The sequence below is a fragment of the Lysinibacillus sp. 54212 genome, assembly GCF_036662795.1.
In the GTDB taxonomy this organism is placed as follows: Bacteria; Bacillota; Bacilli; order Bacillales_A; family Planococcaceae; genus Lysinibacillus_B.
This window is the reverse complement of sequence record NZ_JBAFWZ010000015.1, coordinates 55,699-80,076: the sequence shown is the minus strand read 5'-3', so window position 1 is coordinate 80,076 and position 24,378 is coordinate 55,699. Positions and strand designations below refer to the sequence as shown.

The following is a 24,378-nucleotide window of genomic DNA, read 5'->3' as shown; positions in this document are numbered from 1 at the left end:
ATACCTGTGAATAGCACACTCTTTTTCAAGTGTCCTATCCACAGGTACCATTTTAATCCGAGTGTATGCTCGGATTTTTTTTTTTTTTTTTTTTTTTTGAAAAAATTTTTAGAATTTAACCTAGTTTTAATATTCGACCTTTATAATTTTCCAAGGGGATGATTTAAATTCTTTACAATAGAAAAAATACTGGAAATGAAATGGATGCAATCATATTGGGGTTAACTTTTATTATTTGATAGAAAGGAAAGTTTCCACCTTGAGGTTGAATATTCAATATCAAAAAATTATAGAGAAAGGTGTGAGAATTAATAAGTGATGAACAAAAAAATAATGAAAATATTTCTATGTTTTATACTCGTGTTATTTTCTCAATTACAAGTAATATCACTTAGTTCGCTGGTTGAAGTAGAAGCAGCTAGTTACCCCAATTTAACTCAGGATTTAACACAATCTGACTGGTTATCAAATTCAAATAATGGGTTTGTCGTAACATCTAGTTCTGTTCCGTTCAAATTTTCTAATTTCGAAGCCAATTTACCTCCAGGCCATTATTTAGATAGTGAGGGACCTGGACCGCATTCAGTAACTATTTCAGCTGGTGAAGGATTTGCGGGAGGTACGTTTGATTTAACACAGCTAAAGTTAGATACATTTTTTCATGTATACACTATCAATATAAAAGGATATGATTCCAATCACAATCTAAAAGGGGAGCATACTGAAAACTCTATTAAGGGAAAAAGGGCTTATACGATTAATTTAAATATAGAAGGTATTAATTATTTCGTCATTACTGTTACGGCAGATATTGAAGGCGTATGGGATGTAACTTTTTTAGAATTCACAATTGCCAATCCAACACTTCCACAAAACACCCCACCAACGAATATTACCTTATCTAATACTAGTATTGAGGAACAGAAACCTTTAGGAACTACTGTTGGAACTTTAAGTGCTGTTGATCCAGATGTGGGGGACACGTTCACTTACTCTTTATCAGGTACAGATGCATCAGCCTTTAGTATTAGCGGAAACACATTAAAAACAAGTGCGGTATTGGATTACTCAACTAAAAGTTCTTATAGTGTTACCATTACTGCACAAGATTCGTCTGGAAATACTTTCAATAAGCATTTTACGATTAAAGTATTAGACAATACAGCACCAGTAGTGACAGGTGTAACGAACAACGGCGTATATAATACCAACGTCACAATTTCTTTTAATGAAGGAACGGCAACCCTGAATGGGTCTCCATTTACAAGTGGCACTGTAGTCAGCGCTGAAGGGGGTTATACATTAGTTGTAACAGATGCAGCAGGGAATTCAACAACAGTGTTGTTTACAGTGGATAAAACTCCACCAGAAGTGACAGGTGTGACGAACAACGGCGTATATAATGCCAATAGGACAATATCTTTTAGTGAAGGAACAGCAACCCTAAATGGGAGTCCATTTACAAGTGGCACTGAAGTCAGCACTGAAGGGGGTTATACATTAGTTGTAACAGATGCAGCAGGTAATAAGACAACGGTGTCGTTTACAATGGATAAAACCTCACCAGAAGTGACAGGTGTAACGAACAACGGCGTATATAATACCGACGTCACAATTTCTTTTAATGAAGGAACAGCAACTCTGAATGGGAATCCATTTACAAGTGGCACTGAAGTCAGCACTGAAGGGGATTATTCATTAGTTGTAACAGATGCTGCAGGGAATTCAACAACAGTGTTGTTTACAGTGGATAAAACTTCACCAGAAGTGACAGGTGTAACGAACAACGGCGTATATAATACAGACGTCACAATTTCTTTTAATGAAGGAACGGCAACCCTGAATGGGAATCCGTTTAATAGTGGAACTACTATTAAAACTAAAGGGAATTACACATTAAAAGTAACGGATGCAGCAGGAAATAATGTGTCAATTTCATTCACAATAAAAGGCCAGCTTCTAACTGTTACGTATGATGGAAATAGTGCAACAAGTGGACAAGTGCCAATTGATACTAATTCTTATCAAGAACAAGATACAGTAACGATAAAGGGTAATATAGGTTCATTGGTAAAGATAGGGTATGTTTTCTCGGGATGGAATACAAAACAGGATGGTACAGGTACAATGTACAAAGACGGTCAAACTGCACCATTAGGTTCGACAAATCTGATTTTATATGCGGTATGGACGGTGAACAGTTCTTCAGGTGGCGGTGGCTCTAATCCGAATCCTATACCACAGCCAATCCCAACTCCAGAGCCAGAACCAGAGCCAGAACAACCAACTCCAGAGCCGGAACAACCAGAGGAGCCGGTTAACAATGTGAAATTTTCGGATTTATCAGCTGACCACTGGGCATATGAAGCAATTGCTCATTTTGCAAGCCAAGGTTTTATAAAGGGGTTTGGTGATAGTACATTTAGACCTAACGAGCCTATAACACGACAGCATGTTGCTGTAATTCTGACACGTGTGTTACAGCTAGACGCAAAAAAGAATCCGGAAGCGTTTAAGGACGTTCCTAAAAGTCATCCGTATTACGAAGCCATTATGTTAGTACAACAAGCGGGTCTTTTTGTCGGATTTAATGGAGATTTCAGACCGAATACGCCGATAACACGTGCTGAAGTGGCAAAGGTGTTAGCATTAGCGCTAAAATTACGATTAACAGGAACAGAAGGATTTAACGATGTGTCCGCTATACACTGGGCATTTGATTATATCTCAGCATTAAAAGCTCATGGAATTGCAGTAGGTAGTAATGATAAGTTTAATCCAAATAACCAATTAACACGTGCAGAATTCGTTGCCCTATTGTATAGAGCTCTAAATAATCAATAATAATTCCAGCAAAAGACTCACTTTAATGAGCTATCAATAAGTTTGTTTTTCTTTACCTCATTAAGTGGTATTAAGCATAAGTTCATTAAGATGTTGAACTTATGCTTTTTCATTGAAAAAAATAATACGGTCACTTATTAGACTGAAACAAACTAGAAAAGGGGCAAATTGTTACATAATTAATAATTAATATCCAAAATTATCGGTCCGAATGGCAGTGGGAAATCTACTTTACTAAATGTTATGTCAAGAAATCATCGTCCACTTCAAGGACACACAATACTTGAAAATAAAGATTTGTTAGAATATAAGGCGAAAGAATTTGCTAGAAAGTTTGCTATTGTTTATCAGCAAAATGATATTCCAAATGATTTAACGGTTGAGAAGCTTGTTGCATTTGGCGGAATGCCTTACAGTTCAATCTTAAAGAAAGGGTCGCCGGACGATGAAAGGGCCATTGAATGGGCGCTTCCATGTACTAATTTATTGGAAAAGCGGAAGGATGATCTGACTGCTTTATCTGGTGGGGAGCGCCAGCGTGTATGGATTGCAATGGCATTAGCTCACCAATCTGAAATGCTTTGCTTAGATGAACCGACTACGTATTTAGATATTTATTATCAAATTGAACTACTCCAGTTAGTAAAGAGTTTAAATGAACAATTCAACTTAACCATTGTCATGGTGTTGCATGATATTAATCAGGCTATTCGATATAGCGACCATATAATCTTAATGAAGGACGGTCAAATTGTTGCAGAAGGTACACCACGAGCAGTTATTACAAAGGATGTAATTAAGGATGTTTATGGCGTGCAAGCAGTCTTTCATGATGATGAAGAGCATGGATTCTATATGGTGCCGTTAAGTATCTAGGAGGCAATGAATGAAAAAGAAAGTAGTGCAAATTGTTTGTGTAATCGTTTTTATTTTTTCGGCAGTAATGCTTGGGCAATATGCTTACACGTACATCGAGGTAGAGTCACAGCTAAATGAGGTTCAGCAAGTATATTCAGGTAGTGTCGAAAAAGAACAACAGGAAGAAGCAAAGGAATATGCAGTTCGTGAGCGATTTCAAGAATTATTGCGATTAAACGAAAGAATCGTTGGCTGGATAGCATTGAATGGGACGAAGCTAGATAATCCCATTATGCATGCGGAGGATAACGAATTTTATTTACATCATAATTATTTAGACGAGGAAAATCGAGCCGGAAGTATTTTTATGGACTTTCGAAATGACTTTAAAGAGTTAGGGATACATACGATTTTATATGGTCATGTTATGCGTAATGAGTCCATGTTTGGCGGTCTATCTAACTTTAGTGATCAGACCTATGCAGAGGAACATGCGGTCATTTCATTTGATATACTTTATACGAGCTATGAGTTATATATTTTGACTGCCTATAAAACAACGACTGATTTTTATTATATTGAAACGGATTTTACAGAAGAGTCCTATGGGGATTTTTTAAATGATATTACGTCTCGGTCAGAAATTTCAATGCCAATTAAAGTGAATACTACGGACCGCATCGTCACGCTATCAACTTGTACGATATCTCCAAATGATAACGAACGCTTTGTCGTTCATGCAAAAGTTGTAGAAAATTAGTATTCTTTACGTGCATATCTCAACGGGGATATGTTTTTTTATTTTATACTTGACGTAAGTAAATTGTATCTTTATAGTAGGTTACATAAGGTAAGTTAATTATGATAAATATGATTCATAAATGAGCCATGTTTATCATATATATTTTAACATATATCTCGAATTCGAGATAATTAAAAGGAGGATTTCAATTATGACAAATTGGACCATTGATCAAGGGCATTCAAGTATTGGTTTTTCAGTAAAACACATGATGGTATCAAAGGTAAAGGGCTCATTTGATGCTTATACTGCTAATGTGGAAGCGGATGATTTAGCTGACTTAACGACAGCGAGCATTGGGTTTAAGCTAGATGTAGCAAGTATTAATACACGTAGTGAAGATCGTGATAATCATTTAAAATCACCGGACTTCTTTGATGTAGAATCCTTCCCAGCCATTCTATTTGAGTCTACAAGTATTACAAAACAGGGTGATTCATACGCAGTGACAGGTAATTTAACTATTAAGGATGTTACAAAAGAAGTGACATTTGAAACGGAGTATAATGGTAAAGGAACGAATCCTTGGGGGCAGGAAGTATATGGCTTTGAGGCCGAAGCGAAAATTAATCGTGAAGCATTCGGTCTTACATGGAATGCTGCTTTAGAAACAGGCGGTGTACTTGTAGGAAAAGATATAAAAATTCATGTAGAGCTAGAGTTAAATAAAGCAGCATAATAAGCTTAAGAAATCGACTTTTCCTTTGTCTGGAATTGTCGATTTTTTTGTTAGGGTTTAAGCTAGTTTAAATTTTGGGGGTTTGAGCATTGTCTAGCTCCTGCGCCCAGCCCCTCGGTCGAAAGCGGGAAAGATACTTTCGATTCGGGTCTTCCAGCGCTTGCGCTTTTCTTAGAAAAATTTGCTATACTAAAAATAGTACTTTCAGAAATGAGGGAAGGTAGTTGTTAGTAGATTTCAAGGTGAAAAATTGTTTGTCCTATAAGGAAGAAACGGTTTTTTCAATGGTTACAGGTGCGCGTGTACGTAAGTTAAAGGATACGCATACAATAACAATACATAAATTAAATGTTGTAAAGAGTGCTTTTATTTTCGGGCCGAATGGTAGCGGAAAATCAAATATATTTGCTGCCATCAAAGTGTTGCGTTCCCTCCTCTTTAATTTTGAAGGGTTAAGCAATGTGAAGCAAATGAAGCTGCCTTATCAGCCATTTAAGCTTGGTGAGAATCGAAAAGAGCCGACAGAATTCGCTATTTCGCTCCTTTTAGATGGTGAATTTTATGAATATGAAGTGCATTATAGTGATGAAAAAATCGTATACGAGCGTTTGACGAATACAGTAAAAGCATCAGCCAAGCCTTTATTTGTTCGATCCTATAATGAAAGGACAAATGACTACGATTATACTGTCAAAAGTAAAAAGCATGAGGAGTTAATTCATTATACACGTCCTAATGCAGCGTTCCTATCGATATTAAATGTCTTTAATGATCCACAGGCGGCTAAAATTTTTGACTGGTTTATGAATAAAATACTATTTCTAGATGAGGCTCATCGACTTTCAAGCCATCCGTTGATTCGTAAGCTGGAGGAGCAGTCGTTTAAGCTTGAAGTACTGAAGCTTTTAAAAATTGCAGACTTTTCTATCCAGGATTTAACGGCACGTCGAGTAGAGCGTAAAGAAAAAAATACAATACTTCAAGATTTTGATATGTCAGATGGGGTCATCCATGAGGTAGATATCGATATTCATTATTTAAGTTTTGATGCAATAGGTGCACCTATTGGGACGAAAACCATAAACTGGACGATGGATTCAAAGGGTACTGTTCGAATGCTGTATCTTGCCTGTGTGATGGTTGATGCTCATAATAAAGGGAAAACGATATTAATTGATGAGTTTGATACAGCATTCCATGTGTCGATTTGTGAGTTTTTAATGGCGATTATGAATAGTAAAAGGAATAAGTATAATCAGTTTATCGTAACAAGTCATGAAATTGATTTACTTGATCAGCCGCTCCGCCCAGACCAAATTTGGTTTGTAAATAAAAGCTTTAAAAATGAATCAGAGCTATATTCATTATTTGATTTTGCGGATCTTCATAAAAAGCGAGCAGATATTTCGGTTGCTAAGCGCTATTTAAAGGGAGAATTTGGTGCAACACCAGTTATTAATGAATATTTATCCCAACAATATTTAAGTGAGGAAGAGTAGTTATGAGAACGCGTGAAAGAGGTAACCTGCCATTACGAAAAACGATTCTTATCTACTGTGAGGGTGAAACGGAGCGCATCTATTTTGAGCAAATGAGAATATTAAAGCGCTCGAAGATGGTAAGTGTCAAAATCAAAAACGTGAAGCGCTCTGCCCTAAAGCTTGCACAGCATGCTTATCGAGATTCAAGCTATCAGCCTTTCGATGAAGTGTGGATTGTTTTTGATAAAGACGATTTATCGGAAAAGCAATTAGAGGAAGTGAATGATTTTTGTAGAAATCATAGCATTCATATTGGCTATACGAATGAAGCATTTGAATTATGGCTACTACTACATTTTGAGCAGGTTGATGTGAAGGAAGTTTATCCACGTGCTGTGCTAAATGAAAAAATGGAGCAACATCTACAAGTAGCACGGTACATACGAAATAAAGGGAATGCAGAAGTCATTGCACCGATAGCCTTAAGACATGAAGTGGCGATGAAAAACTGCTTAGAAATGATGAATTTACGAAATACAGACAGTCGTGATAACCCGTATTGCAACGTTCATGATATGTTGAGATATATATTTTAGGAGATTACTTCTAAATAGATAAATATAATGGGAAAAGGGTAGTTCAGAAGGCGATCTGAGCTACCCTTTTTTTAAGGATTTAATGCTTCATGCTTTTGGTATTTTGATGCAACGGTAGGAAGCTCCTCGAACGTGTGTGAATCTATAGTATTTAATGCTGTACGATCAAATGTCATCGTTAATGCTTCGACATTCTCATTATTAATTAGCATAAACCATGAGATTGTTAAAGAATTGATTGGTTTAATTGCTGACAGCTCAATAAGTAAATGATAACTATCTAAGAGTAAATCCTTTTCTAATGATTGTTCATGTCCATGTAACTGTATTAATACTTCTTCATTTTCGTCTTTTGGTGTTACAATAATATCTAAAAGGGCATTATCTTGTTGTTGCTTGCTTACTATTTCCGATACGGTTGTCATTGTTTCATAGCCCGGTGCTTTATTCAAAGCTTCTTCCTCTAATTGTTTTTGATCAGGCTCTCCAGCTATAAAAAAACCGGCTATCCCTAAAATAATTAACAGTAAAATAAAGACCATATAGAGTTTTGTAAACTGTCTCATCAAACAAATTCCTCTCAAAAATCGTAATTAAATGCAATAAATTTATTATAACATGTACTATGGAATCTTTTTCTGATTATGTATTTTTGGCATAAAATTGTCACGTTCAGCCTTCGTATACTTGGCGTAATATCATCATAATATAAACAATATGACAGCCTCTAACTAAAATTCGAACGTTTAAAATGGTATAGGGTATAGGAGGATTAATACGTAGGAGAAAAATGAAATAGTAAGGATTGCAAAAGCAATCCTTTTACCAACGATCTAATAGATGAACAAAAACAATTTTGTGTAATCAAGAGACGAAACGAGAAATAGCAAAAAAACGTTAAAAGCTAAAAACAGATGGCACTAGTTTTTAGCTTTCTTCTTATTTTATTAGTCGTTATCGTCGTGTTCTTTAGGCAATTGTTCTTTATAGTATAAGAATGATTCGTCTTCTAGTTGGTACACCTTTTGCTCATTAATTCCTATAGCTAATACACCAGAAAAAATTGTTTCCCACCAAGTTTCAGTAATAATCATCATAATTGCCTCCTTTATACTTTGAAAAATAAGTATTTAATTGGATTGCCGAACTGAAATGTACAAGGATGTATTAAGTTGTAAGGACTCGTCTCGAATGGTACGATTTTTTTCTTGCTTTGTTCTTAATTAAAGGATTTCACAAGACCGTTGTAGTAATGTATACATAGTTAATATGTGAGTTACTAAAAGGATTATGCATGAAACGAAAAAAAAGGAGGAAGTTAATTTGAGGTTTACTATTCAAGATGTTGAAAATATGATTGAAGAGCAACGAGGTTTTTATTTTTCAAGTGCAACAAAGGATGCTAATTTCCGAAAGCAGCAGTTATTAAAATTAAAGGCAGCTATAAAAAAATATGAATCAAAAGTAATTGAAGCATTAAAGCTTGATTTAAATAAAAGTGAATTCGAGGCATATGCCACTGAGGTTGGCATTGTCCTTGATTCGATTTCCTATATGGTTGCCAATATTGATAAATGGATGGAGCCAGAAGTTGTAAAAACGCCAATTCAATTTCAGCCGGGGAAAAGCTTCATTGTACGTGAGCCATACGGTGTTGTATTAATAATTGGTCCATTTAATTATCCGTTTCAGCTAGTGATGGAGCCTTTAATCGGTGCAATTATTGGAGGAAATACAGCTATTGTGAAGCCTTCCGAAGCTTCCGTAAATACAGCGGAAATTATCAAAACGATTCTTGAAGAAACCTTTGAACCACATTATGTTCGTGTAGTCCAAGGGGAAAAGGAAGAAGTGACGGCTTTAATTCATGCACCGTTCGATTATATTTTCTTTACCGGTAGTGTTGCTGTTGGCAAGATTGTAGCGAAGGCTGCAGCAGAGCGGTTAACTCCACATACGCTAGAGCTTGGAGGAAAAAGTCCGGCAATCGTTGATCATACAGCGAATTTAGAAGTAGCAGCAAAACGCATAGCTTGGGGGAAATTTAGCAACGCTGGTCAAACATGTGTGGCGCCAGATTATGTTCTTGTGCATAAATCAGTTTATAAAGATTTCGTGGATCTATTGAAAAAAACGATTATTTCTTTTTATGGCAAGGACATTCATAAAAGTGTGGATTTTGGAAGGATTATTAATGAGCGTCAGTTTGATCGTTTACAATCCATTATAAAAATAGAATCAGCAAATATTACGTTCGGTGGAAGTACGGTTAAAGAAGATTTATTTATCGAGCCAACTATTATTGAAAACGTCAACTGGTTAAGTCCTGTAATGGAAGATGAACTATTCGGTCCAATTCTACCGGTAATGGCTTATAATGAGCTTCCGATGATTATTCATCGTATTAGACAGCTGCCAAAGCCACTTGCTGCTTATCTCTTCTCGGAAAATGAAAACGCTATGAAGTACTTTTTAGATGAGCTACCGTTCGGTGGAGGCTGTATTAATGATGTTGTGACGCACGTCGGAAATGCTCATTTACCATTTGGTGGTGTAGGTCCTTCAGGCGTGAATGCCTATCATGGGAAAGCGAGCTTTGAAAACTTTACCCATCCAAAGTCGATCTTAAAGCGCTCCTCGAAGCTGGCGAATAATTTGTTATTCCCACCATATAAGCAAAAAGTAAAACTCGTACGGGCGATTATGAAATAAGAAAATGGAACTTATATGTATTGGATTCTCATAGACTCTAGACAAACTTTATTTTAGTTTCAAGCGTGTTGATTTACCTAATTTTAAAAAATTAATCATGGTAAACGTTGATTCCAGCTACATCCGGCTCGCTTTCCACGGGCATGGCCTCAGCCTCCTCGTCGCTCGTGCCTCACTGCCGCTGACGCTTCGCTTTCGCGAAAATAAATTTCCTGCGGGGTTTTCGGCTCATGTGACTGTCGCTACGCTTTCGTCACAGGTAGTAATTCGCTATTCCCGTAGGAAGCTTTGCACCTGCCGCTTCACTTCCGGTGTATAAGAACACTGCTCTGTAGCGAAAGGCGAATGCCGTCAGCTACATTCTCGCCGATTCCGCTGCAATCAACTAGCGAGTCATTTTATAGGACATTTCGCTAAAAAAACACGCTTCTATATTGGAATTTTTTTGATAATCAACACACCTGTTTTAGTTTATAAAGCTGTATAAAAATCGGCAAGCCCCATCACTCCACTTTTTGTTGGAAAGTGTCTGGGCTTGCCTTGAATTGTAATCTTACTATTTTTATTGCCTATTTGTCGATTGTGTAGGAACTAATACATTTAATTCAGCCTTGTCGACATACTAAAGGGTTCTCATACTTATGAAATTCCTAATTTAGAATGGGGATTTTGATTAGGATTTCAGTACCGATATTTTCTTGACTTTGAATGGTAATTTTTCCACCGTGATCTTGAATGATTTTATTTGTAATCATCATGCCAAGACCGGTGCCCTTTGATTTTGTCGTATAAAATGGTTCGAAAATCCGCTCAAGCATCTGCTGTGGAATGCCGATACCTGTATCCTTCAAATGAATGAAAACATACCCACTTTCGGTATAAAGCGATATTGAAATTTTTCCATTTCGATCAATTGCTTCGATTGCATTTTTCATAATATTGATAAATACTTGCTTGATTTGGTTCTCATTTCCATTAATAACTGCATAAACATCCTTTGCTCTTTTAGAAAGTTCGATATTTCGATTCTGACATTCTATTTTAAAGAAAGTTACCATTTCATTTACAATATCATGCATATTAAGCTCCTTGAATGAACCTAATTGAGGGCGTGATAAGACTAAAAATTCAGAAATAATGATGTCGATACGATCAATTTCTGATTGAATAATTTCTGTATATCGCTTATACGGTGAATTACTATCTGCATTAATCATTTGAACGAAGCCAGAGATTACAGTCATCGGGTTGCGAATTTCATGTGCAACACCAGCTGCAATTTCACCGGCAAGCTTTAATTTTTCAGACTGCATTTTTAAACGCTCGTTTTCTTTAATATATGAAATATCTCTGGAGATAACTGATAAAGCAATCATCTCATTATGTCGGTTATAAATAGGGTCCAAAGATATTTGTGCATCAAAAATTGTTCCGTCTTTTTTCATATCCTCGGTTTCAAATAGATTAAAGCGTTCCCCTCTCATTAGCCTTTGTAAGCGATCTTGTGCTGCATCTACATTTTTCGCGGGCACGAGAGGCAATGAATTTCCTATACATTCTTCTTTCGACCAACCGTAAAGGGATTCAAAGGCCGGATTTACAGTAATAATTTTATCGTCTAAGTCAAATACCGCTATTGCATCGCCAGCCTGTTCAAAAAATAGCTGTAAATAGGCTTCGGTAGAGGTAAGCTCTCGTTCCCTTTCTAAATTGGCTGTTTCAACCCTTTTCCACAATTTTTTTATATATAATGTTTGTAGAATGCCTATCAAGCAAACAAGTAATAAATAGCTAGCATACATTTTTGTTAATTGTGGGGCTGTAATGCTCATTGGCTCATAAAAATACTTATAAAGCAGGGAAATTTCTATAAACGATAAGAGTGAAATAAAAATATTAATAAAGATTGATTGATAGACTGTTGACAGAAGAATAAAAAACACAAACCAGTAATAAGGAATTAATAGATTACTTTGAATAACTAAAAAAATAATATTAAAATTCCAAAAGGTTAATAAAGCGACTTGAATTATACGTGGACTTATTTTTAAATAAAATAAAAGTCCTAAAAAGATAATAGACAGTACTGCAAAGTGTGGATAATAGTAGCGATATTCGATTATTCCAATTAAGAGTATTATAAAATATGCAGCAATTGAGAGAAGTAAAGAATAATAAATAAACAAATTCCTTTTATGTAAAATTTCTAGTTGTTGCATAATGCACCTCAACACACGTTAATATTTTAATAATACATGATTTTACAGTGTCGATAAATGCTGAATTTTGTTATGATAAATGAAATTGAGGGGGCTTTACATATGAACTACAAATTTAATGAACAAGGCAGCATAAACCTGCTAGAAAAACTTGTAAATATTGCAAGTCCGTCTGGTTACACAATGAATATAATGAAATTTATGGAAAAATATTTAACGGAGCTTGGGATTCCGTGTAAAAGGACTAATAAAGGTGCGCTTATTGTTAGTTTTGATGGTGAAAATCAGCAGAGGCATCGTTTATTAACAGCGCATACGGATACACTTGGCGCAATGGTGAAGGAAATTAAATCGAGTGGTCGATTAAAGCTCGCAATGATCGGCGGTTTTAATTGGAATGCCGTTGAGGGTGAATATTGTACAATTCATACTGCAAATGGTGATAAAATCCGTGGGACGATTTTAATGCATGAAACAACTGTTCATGTTTATCGTGGAGCGGGTGATTTAAAGCGTGATGAAAATCATATTGAAGTACGTTTAGATGCAAAGGTAACAAATGCAGAAGAAACTCGCCAATTAGGTATTGAGGTGGGGGACTTTGTTTCATTTGATGCTCGTTTCGAAATAACGGAAACAGGCTTTATTAAATCTCGTCATTTAGATGATAAGGCAAGTACAGCCTTACTTCTTCAATTAATGAAACACCTAAAAGAAAATCACGTTCAACTTCCATATACGACACATTTTTATATTTCAAATAATGAAGAAATCGGTTACGGTGGTAACTCAAATATTCCAGAAAATGTGGTGGAATATATAGCAGTAGATATGGGAGCAATTGGTGATGGACAGGCTTCTGATGAGTATACTGTTTCCATATGTGCAAAAGATTCAAGTGGACCATACCATTATGACTTAACTCGTCATTTAGTTAAATTAGCCAAAGACAACGGGATCCAGTATAAGCTTGATATATATCCTTACTATGGGTCTGATGCATCAGCTGCCATTCGTGCAGGCTTTGATGTTCGTCATGCTTTATTTGGACCTGGTATTGAGTCTTCTCATGCATATGAGCGCACGCATGTAGATTCTTTAAATGCTACAGCAGAACTTTTATTTGCTTATGTTACTTCGCCGATGATGGAAATGGAGGATTAAATTATGTATGCTGAAGAAATTTTAAGTGCGATTCCACAGAAAAGAATTATCGGGCAGCTACCAAATAACATAAAAGATATTGCCATCGATTCTCGCGGCGTACAGCCGAGTACTTTATTTATTTGTATTAAAGGCTATACAGTAGATGGTCATGATTTTGCACAGCAGGCAGTGGATGCTGGAGCAACAATTATTGTGGCAGAACGTGAACTACCGATTCAAGGGGAAGTTGCACAAATTATTGTGGATAGTACTGAGCGTGCTTTAGGGTTACTGGCAGCGAAATTTTTTGATTACCCTTCAAATGATATTACGATGATTGGTGTCACTGGAACGAATGGTAAAACGAGTGTGACAGGAATTATTCATAATATTTTTATTGGCTTAGGTGAAAAGTCAGCCTTATCTGGGACGATTGGGTTTAATTTAAATGGTGTTTTATATGAATCAGCCAATACAACGAGCGATGCATTGAGCACCCAGCAAATGATTTTCCGTGCAAAGATGGAAGGATGCCGAGATATGGTGATGGAAGTATCTTCACATGGCTTAGCGCTTGGACGCTTAGCAGGTGTGGATTATGATGTGGCCATTTTTACGAATTTAACGCATGATCATTTAGACTTCCACGGCACAATGGAAGAGTACGGAAATGCAAAAGGTCTCTTATTCTCACAATTAGGACAAGATCTATCGAAGCAAAAAGTCGTTGTGTTAAATGCGGATGATCCTTGGAGCGATCGTTATGCAAAATTAACGCCATATCCTATTTGGACGTATGGTTTACAAAACGAGGCAATGTTCCGTGCAGAACACTGTCGATACGAAAATGGAATGACATATTTTGATATGGTTACTCCCGAAGGAACATTCCCAGTATCGATGCATTTACTTGGAGAATTTAATGTTTACAATGTGCTTGCAGCAACAGCCAATTTTTATGCGCTTGGCTACGAGCTTGAATTAATTATTGAACAAATTGAAAGTTTATCACCTGTAAAAGGTCGTATGGAAAAGGTCGAGACAGATTTACCAATTCAAATTTTTATTGACTATGCTCATACACCAGATGCAATCGAAAAGGCTATTCTTGCTGCGATGCCGTATAAAGAGCCTGAAAATAAATTGATTTTCCTAGTAGGCACAGGTGGAGGGCGTGATAAAACAAAGCGACCTACAATGGCTGAGAAAGCATCGGTTGCTGATTATGTCGTGTTAACAACAGATGACCCACGCTATGAGGAATTTGATAGCATCACAGGTGATTTAGCGAAAGGGATGCAGCATGATAAATTTGCTTGTATCGGGGACCGTGCAGAGGCAGTTCGTCATGCAGTCAGTGTTGCTGAGCCAGGTGATATTATTATTTTTGCTGGCAAAGGACATGAGGATTATCAAATTATCGAAAATACGAAATACCCTCATAGTGATGCCCGAATTGCAATTGAAGCAGGAAAAAAACAATTTAATCGATAATCTATATGGTACTATTTTTTTAGTAGCCTCTAGATAATCAATGTTTCGTTTTCGAAAAAAATATCCTTATTTTTTATAATCGACAAGCCCCGCCACTACGCTTTTCGTGGGCGAGCGCCGAGCCTCCTCAAATTGCCCAAGTGCAATTTTTGTGGGGTCTCGCCTGTCTCGCTTTCCCACAGAAGTCTAATTGGCGGGGCTTGCCTTGTTATTTTTATTTTGACTCTTTACATTAATTTGAAGTAGACAAGTAAAAGCTACTATAGTTTGAAAAGTTTTATTTTATGTAACCTTCTTTCGAAATCATCGTCTGAACAAGAGGAAAGAAGGGGAGTGTATGATTGTTCATTTTCTAGAAAGTATGCTTGGCTATTGTCTCGTAGTAGCCCCAATTTATATGATAATTCGTTTAATATACATTAGAGGAATAGGGAAAAAGTGGTTTAGGGAAGGCATATTATTACTCTTTGTTCTATATATAGTAGCTATTTTATCTCAAACGATTATTCCTCAATATGGAGCTCCAATTGGATACCGAAGTACTAATTTTATACCTTTTCAAACAATTACTGAATATATGGCTGAACTGTTCAGTGGGACACAGATGGCGAGTATTGCTTTTTATAATCTTGCAGGGAACATTATATTGTTTATTCCGTTTGGGGTGTTTCTTTCGCTTTTATGGAAAACGATGCGGAAGATGAGCTGGCAATTGACAATTTCATTAGCGATCCCACTATTTATTGAAGCAACACAATTTTTTATTGGTCGTAGCACAGATATCGATGATGTGATATTGAATGCGGTAAGTATATATGCAGGATTTTTTGTCACAACTATAATATTAAAAAGATTCCAGCAGAAAAAATAAAATGGTTGTAACCTTATAGGCAACTCTTTTAAAATAAGTAGGTATGCAAAAAAGGAGACGAAACTAAATGACTTTAGAACAAGATATATTATCCCGTCGTACCTTTGCCATCATCTCTCACCCGGATGCTGGGAAAACGACGATTACAGAAAAGCTACTGCTATTCGGTGGTGCGATTCGTGATGCAGGTACAGTTAAAGGGAAGAAAACGGGGAAATTTGCTACATCTGACTGGATGGAAATTGAAAAGCAACGTGGTATTTCTGTTACTTCATCAGTTATGCAATTCGATTATTCAGGATGTCGTGTAAATATTTTAGACACACCAGGTCACCAAGATTTCTCTGAGGATACATACCGTACATTAATGGCGGTAGACTCAGCAGTGATGGTTGTAGATGCTGCGAAAGGGATCGAGGCACAAACCCTAAAGCTATTTAAAGTGTGTAAAATGCGTGGTATTCCGATTTTCACATTTATTAACAAGTTAGATCGCCAAGGGAAGGAGCCGCTTGATCTTATTGAAGAGCTGGAAGAAGTGCTGGGCATTTCAGCTTATCCAATGAACTGGCCAATTGGTATGGGGAAAGAATTCCTAGGGATTTACGATCGATACAATAAACGTATCGAGCAATTCCGTACAGAGGAAGGCGACCGTTTCTTACCAATTGATGAAAACGGAGAGCTTGCTGTCGATCATCCAATGAAGGTTACATCATACTATACGCAAGCGATGGATGATATTGAGCTATTAAATGAGGCAGGTAACCAATACTCAGAAGAAAAAATTCGCCGTGGTGAATTAACGCCTGTATTTTTCGGCTCGGCTTTAACAAACTTCGGTGTGCAAACATTCCTTGATACGTATTTACAATTTGCACCTGTACCGCAGCCTCGTATTACGGAAGATGAGCAGTTTATCGACCCAGTAGAGCATAATGACTTCTCTGGCTTTATCTTTAAAATTCAAGCGAACATGAACCCTGCACACCGTGACCGAATCGCGTTCGTGCGTATCGTTTCAGGGAAGTTTGAGCGTGGAATGAATATGTCGCTTACTCGTACGGGTAAATCATTCAAAGTCACACAGTCTACGCAATTCCTTGCTGATGATCGCGAAACAGTAGAAGAAGCAGTTGCTGGTGATATTATTGGTTTATATGACACAGGCACGTACCAAATTGGGGATACAGTAGTTGGTGGCAAGAAATTATTCCAATTTGAAAAGCTTCCACAGTTTACGCCTGAGATTTTTATGCGCGTTACGGCGAAAAACGTTATGAAAGGGAAGCAGTTCCAAAAAGGTGTATTGCAGCTCGTGCAAGAGGGAGCAATTCAATACTTCAAAACCCTTCACACTGAAGAGGTTATTCTTGGTGCGGTAGGTCAATTACAGTTCGAAGTGTTTGAACACCGAATGAAGAATGAATATAATGTTGAAGTGAAAATGGAACCAATCGGCTCGAAAATCGCTCGATGGATTGAAAATGAGTCTGAAGTTAAAGAGTCTATGCACTCTGCTCGATCAATGCTAGTGAAGGATCGTTATGATCATTTAGTATTCTTATTTGAAAATGAATTCGCTATGCGCTGGTTCTCTGAGAAAAACGAGCATATTCAGTTATACAGCTTACTATAAATGGAAAGCCTAAAAGCACGTACTTTACCTGCTTTTAGGTTTTTCTTTTACGAAAATATGAACAATTTCTAAAGGATTGGAAATTTTTCTAGAAAAGTAAAGGGAATAGATAAGAAAGGGCGAATACAATAATTAGCTAGAAGTAGAAAGGGTCATCATATGAAAATTAGTAATTTTTCCATCAAGCGCCCCGTTTTTACAATTGTAACAATGGCGCTTGTATTAATCTTAGGTGCGGTATCCTTATTCAAAATACCAATTACGTTAATACCAGATCTAAATCCTCCAATTGGCGTTGTTGTTACGAGTTACCCAGGAGCTAGTCCAACGGAGGTCAATGAAAAAGTAACGAAACCATTAGAGGAAGTTTTAGCAACTCTACCAGGGATTAAGAAAATTCAATCGACCTCCCAGGAAAGCGCTAATTTAATTATATTAGAGTTTGATTGGTCAAGTGATATGGATGAACTGCAATACGAAGTGCTGCAGCGACTTGATTTAATTCAATTACCAGAGGATGCTGGTAAACCGAGTTTTCTTAAGTTTGATCCGTCACAGTTTCCTATTATTCAGCTAGCTCTTCAAGCAGAGTCGACAGATGTTGATGTAAGATCAATTGCAGAAGAGTTAGAGCAAGAGCTTAAACGTACAGAAGGCGTAGCTAGTGTAACTGTTTCTGGCAAGATTATAGAGGAAATTAGGATAGAGTTAGATTCGAAAGCCCTTGAAGAACAAGGATTAACTCAAGGAGATATTGTGCAGCTTGTGCAGGCGAGTAATATTTCTTTGCCAGGTGAATCGGTCAATACCGAGCAGGGACAGCTACTTACTACACGAATACTGAGTACATTTACGTCACCTGAGGAAATTGCCGACCTGACGCTTACGGTAAATCCATTAACTGGAGAAGCATTAAAGCTGCGAGATGTGGCTGCTGTCCAGCGAGCTGAGCAAGAGCAACAAACCATTACAAGGGTAGGGGAAAATCCTGCTGTCCTACTGTCTGTGTTGCAGGAATCTGGCGCCAATACTGCAGAAGTTTCGGATGCTTTTAGGGTAGCCTTAGATGAGTTGCTAGAAAAGCCACAATATTCAGGCGTCAGTGCACTTACTTTATTTGATCAAGGCGACTATGTCAAGCTTGCGATAAGTAATATTAGTTCTTCATTACTTTTTGGTGGTTTCTTCGCAATGCTTGTGTTATTTCTTTTCCTGCGCGGCTTAAAAAGTCCGATTATTGTAGGAATTGCGATACCATATTCAGTCATCGTGACATTTGTCCTTATGTATTTTGCGGATTTTTCGCTAAATATTTTAACCCTTGGTGCATTAGCACTTGGCATCGGAATGCTTGTTGATAACGCTATTGTTGTCATTGAAAATATCGAGCGACATATTGCTCTTGGTAAAACGCCGAAAGAGGCAGCTTCTATTGGCGCGAAAGAGGTTGGCGTTGCGATTATTGCATCCACGTTAACAACTGTTGCCGTATTTGTACCAGTTATATTTATATCAGGTTTAATCGGGAAAATTTTTACGGAGTTTGCATTGACCATTTCCTTTAGTTTATTCGCATCTCTTATCGTTTCGTTAACCGTTGTGCCGATGCTTGCAAGTAAATTTTTAGCAAAGAGGAATGGCGATTTAGTCTCGCAGCGTGAAAAGTCAGTGTTATATAGAAATTATAGAAAAGGTATCCTCTGGTCATTAAAGCATCGAGCAGTTGTTTTAGGAGGGACAGTTTTACTTTTTGTCGCCTCATGTGTGATTCTAATTCGAACAGGCACAGAATTTATACCCGCTACGGATGAAGGGTTTGTAACGATTAGTGTGGACCTACCTAAAGGTACCTCATTAACTGCAACAGAAAAGGTTGTGGCAGAAATTGAGGCGCGTATTAAAGGTGAGCCAGAAGTTGATACGCTAGTTAGCTTAATTGGTGGCGATCAGCAGTCTCTTTCACGCGGTACGTCGAATGAAAATACCGCAGAGCTTTATGTAAGGTTACTACCATTAGAAGAGCGAGAGCGATCAGTATTTGATTTTACGGAGCAAGTAGAAGATGATGTAAAGGAATTGATTGGAGAACGAGCAGAAGTAACATTTAACTTATCGACCTCTTCTGGCTCCACACCAAATCAAATTTCATTCCGAGCGACAGATACAAATGAAAAACGATTGCATGAAACGGTTGCTAATATTCAAACGGAGCTACAGCAGCAAGATGAAGTGGTAGAAGTGATGACCGATTTAGATTATACAGTCGAGGAAATTCAAATCGAGGTGGACCGAGAGAAGGCAAATGCCTATGGAATGTTACCGGCTCAAATAGCAACAACAGTAAACAGCATGACTAGAGGCTTATTTACAACACAAATGATTGCAGAGGATAATGCTGTATTGGCGGTTTATACGGGCTATGGCGACGAATACAAAACAAGTATCGACGCCTTAAAAACAATGAAGCTTCGAACAAATTCAGGGGTTTTTGTTGAGCTACAGGATGTTGCAGATGTAAAGGTAGCAGAAGGGCAAACGGCTATTCGTCGGTCTGATCAAGCTTCGGCCGTGGCCTTCTTCGTCAAATATAAGACGACAGAATCTCTAAGTAGCATATCTTCGACAATAGATAAGGCTATTGCTAAGGTGGACGTACCAGAAGAAACACGAATTGTGTTCAGTGGTGATCGTGAGCTATTCGATAGTGCGAAGGATGATATGATACTAGCTATTCTTCTATCCGTCATTCTCGTCTATATTGTGATGGCTGCACAGTTCGAATCATTCAGATATCCATTTATTATGCTGCTAAGTGTGCCGCTAATGGTCATTGGCGTTGCTCTTTCATTAACGATAACAAATACACTTCTCGGGGTAACAGCAATCATCGGGGTACTTGTACTTGTAGGTATTGTCGTCAATAATGGCATTGTTCTCGTGGATTATATTAATCAAAAGAAACGAGAAGGACAAGCAACTGTGGAAGCAATTATTAATGGCACACAGGATCGACTTCGTCCGATTTTAATGACGGCACTAACGACGATTCTAGGGCTCGTTCCACTAGCTTTAGGAATAGGAGAAGGAACAGAAATGAATCAGCCTATGGCAATTGTTGTAATAGGGGGATTACTAACATCAACGCTGCTTACATTATTCGTTGTTCCGATTATTTATAGCATTGTAGATAAAGCAAAAGTCACAAGGGAGTTATAAGGGGTGAAATTTGATGGGCGTACATTTTTTCACAGGATTTCCGGGATTTATTTCACGACAGTTAATTCGTCAGCTTTTTTTAGATGGCGTAACGAAGCAAATTTATGCATTGGTGCTTCCAACAGAAATGGAGGAGGCACAACAAGAGGTTAGGAAAATCACAAAAGAGCATCCAACGTGTCAAATTGAATTATTTGAAGGGGATATCACACTTCCCAATCTAGGGATTGATAACTCAGAGCTTTCTTGTATTGCACCTCGAATTTCGGTCTTATGGCACCTAGCCGCTATATATGACTTAGCTGTGCCTCGAAAGCTCGCATGGAAGGTAAATGTGCATGGAACAGCAATGGTTAATGATTTTGTTCGAGAACTTCCAAATTTAGAGCGCTATATGTATTTTAGTACGGCGTATGTAGCGGGTAGGCGAAATGGTCTTCTACTTGAAACAGAACTGATTCGACCTTCTGCTTTTAAAAATTACTATGAGGAAACAAAATTTGAAGCAGAGCTAAGGGTAGAGGATTTAAAATCAGAGGTACCCATAACAATTATTCGCCCTGGTATAGTGCGTGGTCACTCTGAAACAGGGGAAACGATTAAGTTTGATGGACCCTACTTTTTCTTAAATATGATTGATCGATTGCGCAAATTGCCGTTTATCCCTTTTGTAGGGAGTAAAAAGACAACCATTAATGTTGTGCCAGTGGATTATATCTTTAAGGCCTCTTCGTTTATTTGTAGAGAGCCCTCTGCGATAGGGAAAACACTGCACTTAACAGATCCGAATCCGCATCGGGTGTTTGATGTCTATAGTGCGATGGTAAAAGGGCTAACGGGGAAAAACCCAATGGGCCGTATCCCCCTTTCCCTAACGAAAAAAATGCTTGAGTTTTATCCTATACGAAATGCACTAGGTGTAGAATACGAAACAACAGGCTATTTAGCTTGGACTGCAACCTTCGACTGTACTGAGGCGCAAAACGTTCTAAATAAGGGGGATGTTAAGTGTCCTGACTTTATTGAAACGATGCCTGCGATGATAAAGTTTTATGAGGATAATAAAAATCGAGAAGAATTTCGTATAAGAATAAAATAATTTTATTGCACATTTTGTCAGTTTTAGTGTATACTCTAATATATAAATTAACTGAATATCCATTGACAACTTGTCAAAGGGGAGTAGCTATAAGTAATTCCAAGAGATTACTTACTTCACAATCGTCATTACATGGTTAAGAGCCATCGGGTGTGATAGCAATGAATTTGCTTAGCAAGACCTTTGCCTATTTTTTAGGCATAGGTCTTTTATTTTTTGCCTATAAAGTGGATTGTTCTGTTAAAACCTTATAAGATACCTTGCAATTGGGTATACAAACGAAAAGGAGGAAGTCGGCAATATGGAAGCGATATTGTTAGAGTACGCATGGGTTTTACTAGTACTTGTATTTTTAGAAGGTTTACTTGCTGCTGATAATGCAGTAGTAATGGCGGTAATGGTTAAGCATTTACCGCAAGAGCAACAGAAAAAAGCGTTATTTTATGGATTATTTGGAGCATTCGTATTCCGCTTTATTGCGTTATTCTTAATAACGTTTTTAGTGAAATACTGGCAAATTCAAGCGATTGGTGCGGTTTACTTATTATTCATCTCGATCAAGCATATTTATGATACGAAATTTAAAGCGCAGCCAGAAGATGATTTAGAGAAAATGAAGGAGAAAAAAGGCTCTGGCTTCTGGATGACGGTTCTAAAAGTTGAGCTTGCAGATATTGCCTTTGCTATTGACTCTATGCTAGCGGCTGTAGCAATCGCTGTGACGCTACCACATTTAACAGATATCACAGTTGGTGGAATCAATGGTGGTCAATTCGCAGTAATGTTCCTAGGTGGTTTAATTGGATTAATCATTATGCGATTTGCAGCACAATGGTTCGTGAAAATTTTAAATGATTACCCTTCATTAGAAACTGCTGCCTTTTTAATTGTTGGCTGGGTAGGGGTAAAGCTTGCGGTGCTAGCATTAGCACATGAAAAATTAGGTGTTATTCCACACGATTTCCCACATTCTACTGTATGGAAGGTTATCTTCTGGGTAGTATTATTAGGAATTGCAATCGGTGGTTATTTAACAAGTGTAGCCAAAAACAAAAAACAACAACAAGCGTAATAACACGAAGATGTCACAAAGGTGAAATTTCACAATTGTGGCATCTTTTCATTTTCGATACTTTTGTCTATACTGATAAAAAGTTAGTAATTGTAAGGAGGCGAGCTTTCGTGTTTAAGAAAAAAGCAAATCAAGGTTTTACACCATTCCAAGTGCTCGTCTTATATTATTTCATTGCGATTGCCGTATCATTTGGATTGTTAAGGCTACCGGGTGTACATCAGTATGGTGTAGAAGTATCTTATTTAGATACATTATTTACAGCAGTAAGTGCTGTAAGTGTAACTGGTTTAACGGTGTTTAATATTGCTGAAACGTATACAAGCTTTGGGTTATTTGTTTTATTATGTATTTTGCAGCTTGGTGCTATCGGGATTATGTCACTTGGTACGTTTGTATGGTTACTTGTCGGTAAGAGGATTGGAATGAGAGAACGACAATTAATTATGATTGACCACAATCAAGTGAATTTATCTGGCGTTGTACATTTAATCCGAGAAATTATAAAGATTTTATTGGTGATAGAATCGTTAGGAGCAATTGTTTTAGCCATTCACTTTAAACGCTATTTTGACACATGGCAGGAAGCTTTTACGCACGGTGTTTTTACGGCAGTTTCGGCTACTACGAACGGTGGCTTTGATATTACTGGACAAAGCCTATTACCTTATCATTTAGATTATTTTGTACAATTTGTTACGATGATTTTAATTGTATTAGGAGCGATCGGGTTTCCTGTGCTGATTGAAGTCAAAACGTATTTACAAAGGAAGCATGAAGGATTTCGATTTAGTCTTTTTGCTAAAATTACGACAGCTACATATGGTGTCCTTTTTATTGTTGGTACTTTTGTTATTTTTATAATTGAATCTTTTCAATCGTTTAAAGAGATGAGCTGGCATGAGGCTTTATTCTCGGCAATGTTTCATTCGATATCAACTCGTTCAGCTGGTTTAACAACGTATGATGTACAAACGTTCAATGAGGCAACTAATGTGTTTATGAGCTTTTTAATGTTCATTGGTGCATCTCCAAGCTCGGTTGGTGGTGGTATACGAACAACGACTTTTGCCATTGTTATATTGTTTTTAATTTCGTATGCAAACGGGCGGGAAGAAATACAAATTTTCGGAAGAGAAATTCATATGATTGATGTGTTTCGATCGTTTGTTGTAATCATTTTAGCTCTATTTATGGTGCTTATTTCAACGATGATCCTATTAATTACAGAGCCGCATGCTACAGCCACTCAAATCATATTTGAAATAACCTCTGCATTCGGAACCTGTGGAATGTCGCTAGGGATAACAAATGATTTATCGACGGCTGGGAAAGTTGTTATTATGGTGCTAATGTTTATAGGACGTGTCGGCTTAATTTCCTTCTTATATACACTTGGTGGTAAAAAGAAGAAAATGGTTTATCGATATCCGAAAGAGCGCGTAATTATTGGTTAAAAATTTGCCCGTTATCACTATTCTAGTGATGACGGGTTTTACTTTATGTTTTCTGAGAAGTTGTAGGGGAAGTTTTATACATAAACTATAATAATTATTAAGTGTTCTTTCGTGGAGCAATCTAAGTATAATTCATTTCATTTTGTAAATAGTAAAGGGAAATATCTTGTGAAATGATTTACTCTTAGGAGGA

Annotated in this window: 17 protein-coding genes and 1 pseudogene; 15 read left to right on the top strand and 3 right to left on the bottom strand. The window is 37.2% G+C overall.

Translation table 11 applies throughout. The features are described 5' to 3' along the window. Positions 1-333 precede the first annotated feature (333 nt). From V4T18_RS11920 to V4T18_RS11895, 6 genes and pseudogenes are all read left to right on the top strand, one after another. Positions 334-2,844: an S-layer homology domain-containing protein gene (locus tag V4T18_RS11920; RefSeq protein WP_332649640.1), complete on the top strand. Its 2,511-nt coding sequence runs from the start codon at positions 334-336 to the stop codon at positions 2,842-2,844. A 189-nt stretch (positions 2,845-3,033) separates the two neighbouring features. Next, a pseudogene (locus V4T18_RS11915) lies at positions 3,034-3,720 on the top strand (ABC transporter ATP-binding protein); the annotation flags it as partial. Between the two features lie 10 nt (positions 3,721-3,730). After that, positions 3,731-4,462 carry a class B sortase gene (gene srtB, locus V4T18_RS11910; RefSeq protein ID WP_332649638.1) on the top strand — a complete coding sequence of 244 codons (732 nt, stop codon included), beginning with the start codon at positions 3,731-3,733 and terminating at the stop codon, positions 4,460-4,462. A gap of 193 nt (positions 4,463-4,655) precedes the next feature. After that, entirely contained in the window at positions 4,656-5,183 is a 528-nt protein-coding gene (locus V4T18_RS11905; protein WP_332649637.1) for a YceI family protein, read from the top strand. A gap of 224 nt (positions 5,184-5,407) precedes the next feature. Further along, entirely contained in the window at positions 5,408-6,682 is a 1,275-nt protein-coding gene (locus V4T18_RS11900; protein WP_332649636.1) for an AAA family ATPase, read from the top strand. Positions 6,683-6,684: 2 nt separating this feature from the next. Continuing rightward, on the top strand, positions 6,685-7,260 hold the full coding sequence (locus V4T18_RS11895) for an RloB family protein (protein WP_332649635.1): 576 nt from the start codon (positions 6,685-6,687) through the stop codon (positions 7,258-7,260). Positions 7,261-7,331: 71 nt separating this feature from the next. On the opposite strand, the gene V4T18_RS11890 is transcribed toward V4T18_RS11895, so the two are convergent. Together V4T18_RS11890 and V4T18_RS11885 are read right to left on the bottom strand one after the other, a co-directional pair. Then, positions 7,332-7,826 (bottom strand): hypothetical protein, encoded by a 495-nt coding sequence (locus V4T18_RS11890; protein ID WP_332649633.1) that lies wholly within the window; start codon positions 7,824-7,826, stop codon positions 7,332-7,334. Between the two features lie 381 nt (positions 7,827-8,207). Further along, on the bottom strand, positions 8,208-8,354 hold the full coding sequence (locus V4T18_RS11885; RefSeq protein ID WP_332649631.1) for a hypothetical protein: 147 nt from the start codon (positions 8,352-8,354) through the stop codon (positions 8,208-8,210). 229 nt (positions 8,355-8,583) lie between these two features. On the opposite strand from V4T18_RS11885, the gene V4T18_RS11880 reads away from it, so the two are divergent. Further along, entirely contained in the window at positions 8,584-9,972 is a 1,389-nt protein-coding gene (locus tag V4T18_RS11880) for an aldehyde dehydrogenase (protein ID WP_332649629.1), read from the top strand. A 650-nt stretch (positions 9,973-10,622) separates the two neighbouring features. On the opposite strand, the gene V4T18_RS11875 is transcribed toward V4T18_RS11880, so the two are convergent. Next, positions 10,623-12,191, bottom strand: coding sequence for a two-component system sensor histidine kinase NtrB (locus V4T18_RS11875; protein WP_332649627.1), 1,569 nt, complete (start codon positions 12,189-12,191; stop codon positions 10,623-10,625). A 102-nt stretch (positions 12,192-12,293) separates the two neighbouring features. On the opposite strand from V4T18_RS11875, the gene V4T18_RS11870 reads away from it, so the two are divergent. The 8 genes from V4T18_RS11870 (at position 12,294) to V4T18_RS11835 (ending at position 24,185) form a co-directional block, all read left to right on the top strand. After that, a complete protein-coding gene (locus tag V4T18_RS11870) occupies positions 12,294-13,355 on the top strand; it encodes a M42 family metallopeptidase (protein WP_332649625.1) in 1,062 nt (353 codons plus the stop codon). 3 nt (positions 13,356-13,358) lie between these two features. Further along, the gene (locus V4T18_RS11865; protein WP_332649623.1) at positions 13,359-14,831 is read left to right on the top strand and encodes a UDP-N-acetylmuramoyl-L-alanyl-D-glutamate--2,6-diaminopimelate ligase; all 1,473 of its coding nucleotides are present in this window, start codon (positions 13,359-13,361) and stop codon (positions 14,829-14,831) included. Between the two features lie 337 nt (positions 14,832-15,168). Beyond that, positions 15,169-15,702, top strand: a complete 534-nt coding sequence (locus V4T18_RS11860) for a VanZ family protein (protein WP_332649621.1) — start codon at positions 15,169-15,171, stop codon at positions 15,700-15,702. A gap of 67 nt (positions 15,703-15,769) precedes the next feature. Continuing rightward, positions 15,770-17,341 carry a peptide chain release factor 3 gene (locus tag V4T18_RS11855; RefSeq protein ID WP_332649619.1) on the top strand — a complete coding sequence of 524 codons (1,572 nt, stop codon included), beginning with the start codon at positions 15,770-15,772 and terminating at the stop codon, positions 17,339-17,341. 159 nt (positions 17,342-17,500) lie between these two features. Beyond that, positions 17,501-20,557, top strand: coding sequence for an efflux RND transporter permease subunit (locus V4T18_RS11850; RefSeq protein WP_332649618.1), 3,057 nt, complete (start codon positions 17,501-17,503; stop codon positions 20,555-20,557). Between the two features lie 13 nt (positions 20,558-20,570). Continuing rightward, entirely contained in the window at positions 20,571-21,656 is a 1,086-nt protein-coding gene (locus V4T18_RS11845; protein WP_332649617.1) for an SDR family oxidoreductase, read from the top strand. A 301-nt stretch (positions 21,657-21,957) separates the two neighbouring features. Continuing rightward, positions 21,958-22,728, top strand: a complete 771-nt coding sequence (locus tag V4T18_RS11840; RefSeq protein ID WP_332649616.1) for a TerC family protein — start codon at positions 21,958-21,960, stop codon at positions 22,726-22,728. 110 nt (positions 22,729-22,838) lie between these two features. Then, positions 22,839-24,185: a TrkH family potassium uptake protein gene (locus V4T18_RS11835; protein WP_332649613.1), complete on the top strand. Its 1,347-nt coding sequence runs from the start codon at positions 22,839-22,841 to the stop codon at positions 24,183-24,185. Positions 24,186-24,378 lie beyond the last annotated feature (193 nt).

Coding starts and splice junctions, on each gene's coding strand:
- V4T18_RS11920 (WP_332649640.1), top strand. CDS start 334: ATGAAAATATTTCTATGTTTTATACTCGTGTTATTTTCTCAATTACAA.
- srtB (WP_332649638.1), top strand. CDS start 3,731: ATGAAAAAGAAAGTAGTGCAAATTGTTTGTGTAATCGTTTTTATTTTT.
- V4T18_RS11905 (WP_332649637.1), top strand. CDS start 4,656: ATGACAAATTGGACCATTGATCAAGGGCATTCAAGTATTGGTTTTTCA.
- V4T18_RS11895 (WP_332649635.1), top strand. CDS start 6,685: ATGAGAACGCGTGAAAGAGGTAACCTGCCATTACGAAAAACGATTCTT.
- V4T18_RS11890 (WP_332649633.1), bottom strand. CDS start 7,826: ATGAGACAGTTTACAAAACTCTATATGGTCTTTATTTTACTGTTAATT.
- V4T18_RS11885 (WP_332649631.1), bottom strand. CDS start 8,354: ATGATTATTACTGAAACTTGGTGGGAAACAATTTTTTCTGGTGTATTA.
- V4T18_RS11875 (WP_332649627.1), bottom strand. CDS start 12,191: ATGCAACAACTAGAAATTTTACATAAAAGGAATTTGTTTATTTATTAT.
- V4T18_RS11870 (WP_332649625.1), top strand. CDS start 12,294: ATGAACTACAAATTTAATGAACAAGGCAGCATAAACCTGCTAGAAAAA.
- V4T18_RS11865 (WP_332649623.1), top strand. CDS start 13,359: ATGTATGCTGAAGAAATTTTAAGTGCGATTCCACAGAAAAGAATTATC.
- V4T18_RS11860 (WP_332649621.1), top strand. CDS start 15,169: ATGATTGTTCATTTTCTAGAAAGTATGCTTGGCTATTGTCTCGTAGTA.
- V4T18_RS11855 (WP_332649619.1), top strand. CDS start 15,770: ATGACTTTAGAACAAGATATATTATCCCGTCGTACCTTTGCCATCATC.
- V4T18_RS11850 (WP_332649618.1), top strand. CDS start 17,501: ATGAAAATTAGTAATTTTTCCATCAAGCGCCCCGTTTTTACAATTGTA.
- V4T18_RS11845 (WP_332649617.1), top strand. CDS start 20,571: ATGGGCGTACATTTTTTCACAGGATTTCCGGGATTTATTTCACGACAG.
- V4T18_RS11840 (WP_332649616.1), top strand. CDS start 21,958: ATGGAAGCGATATTGTTAGAGTACGCATGGGTTTTACTAGTACTTGTA.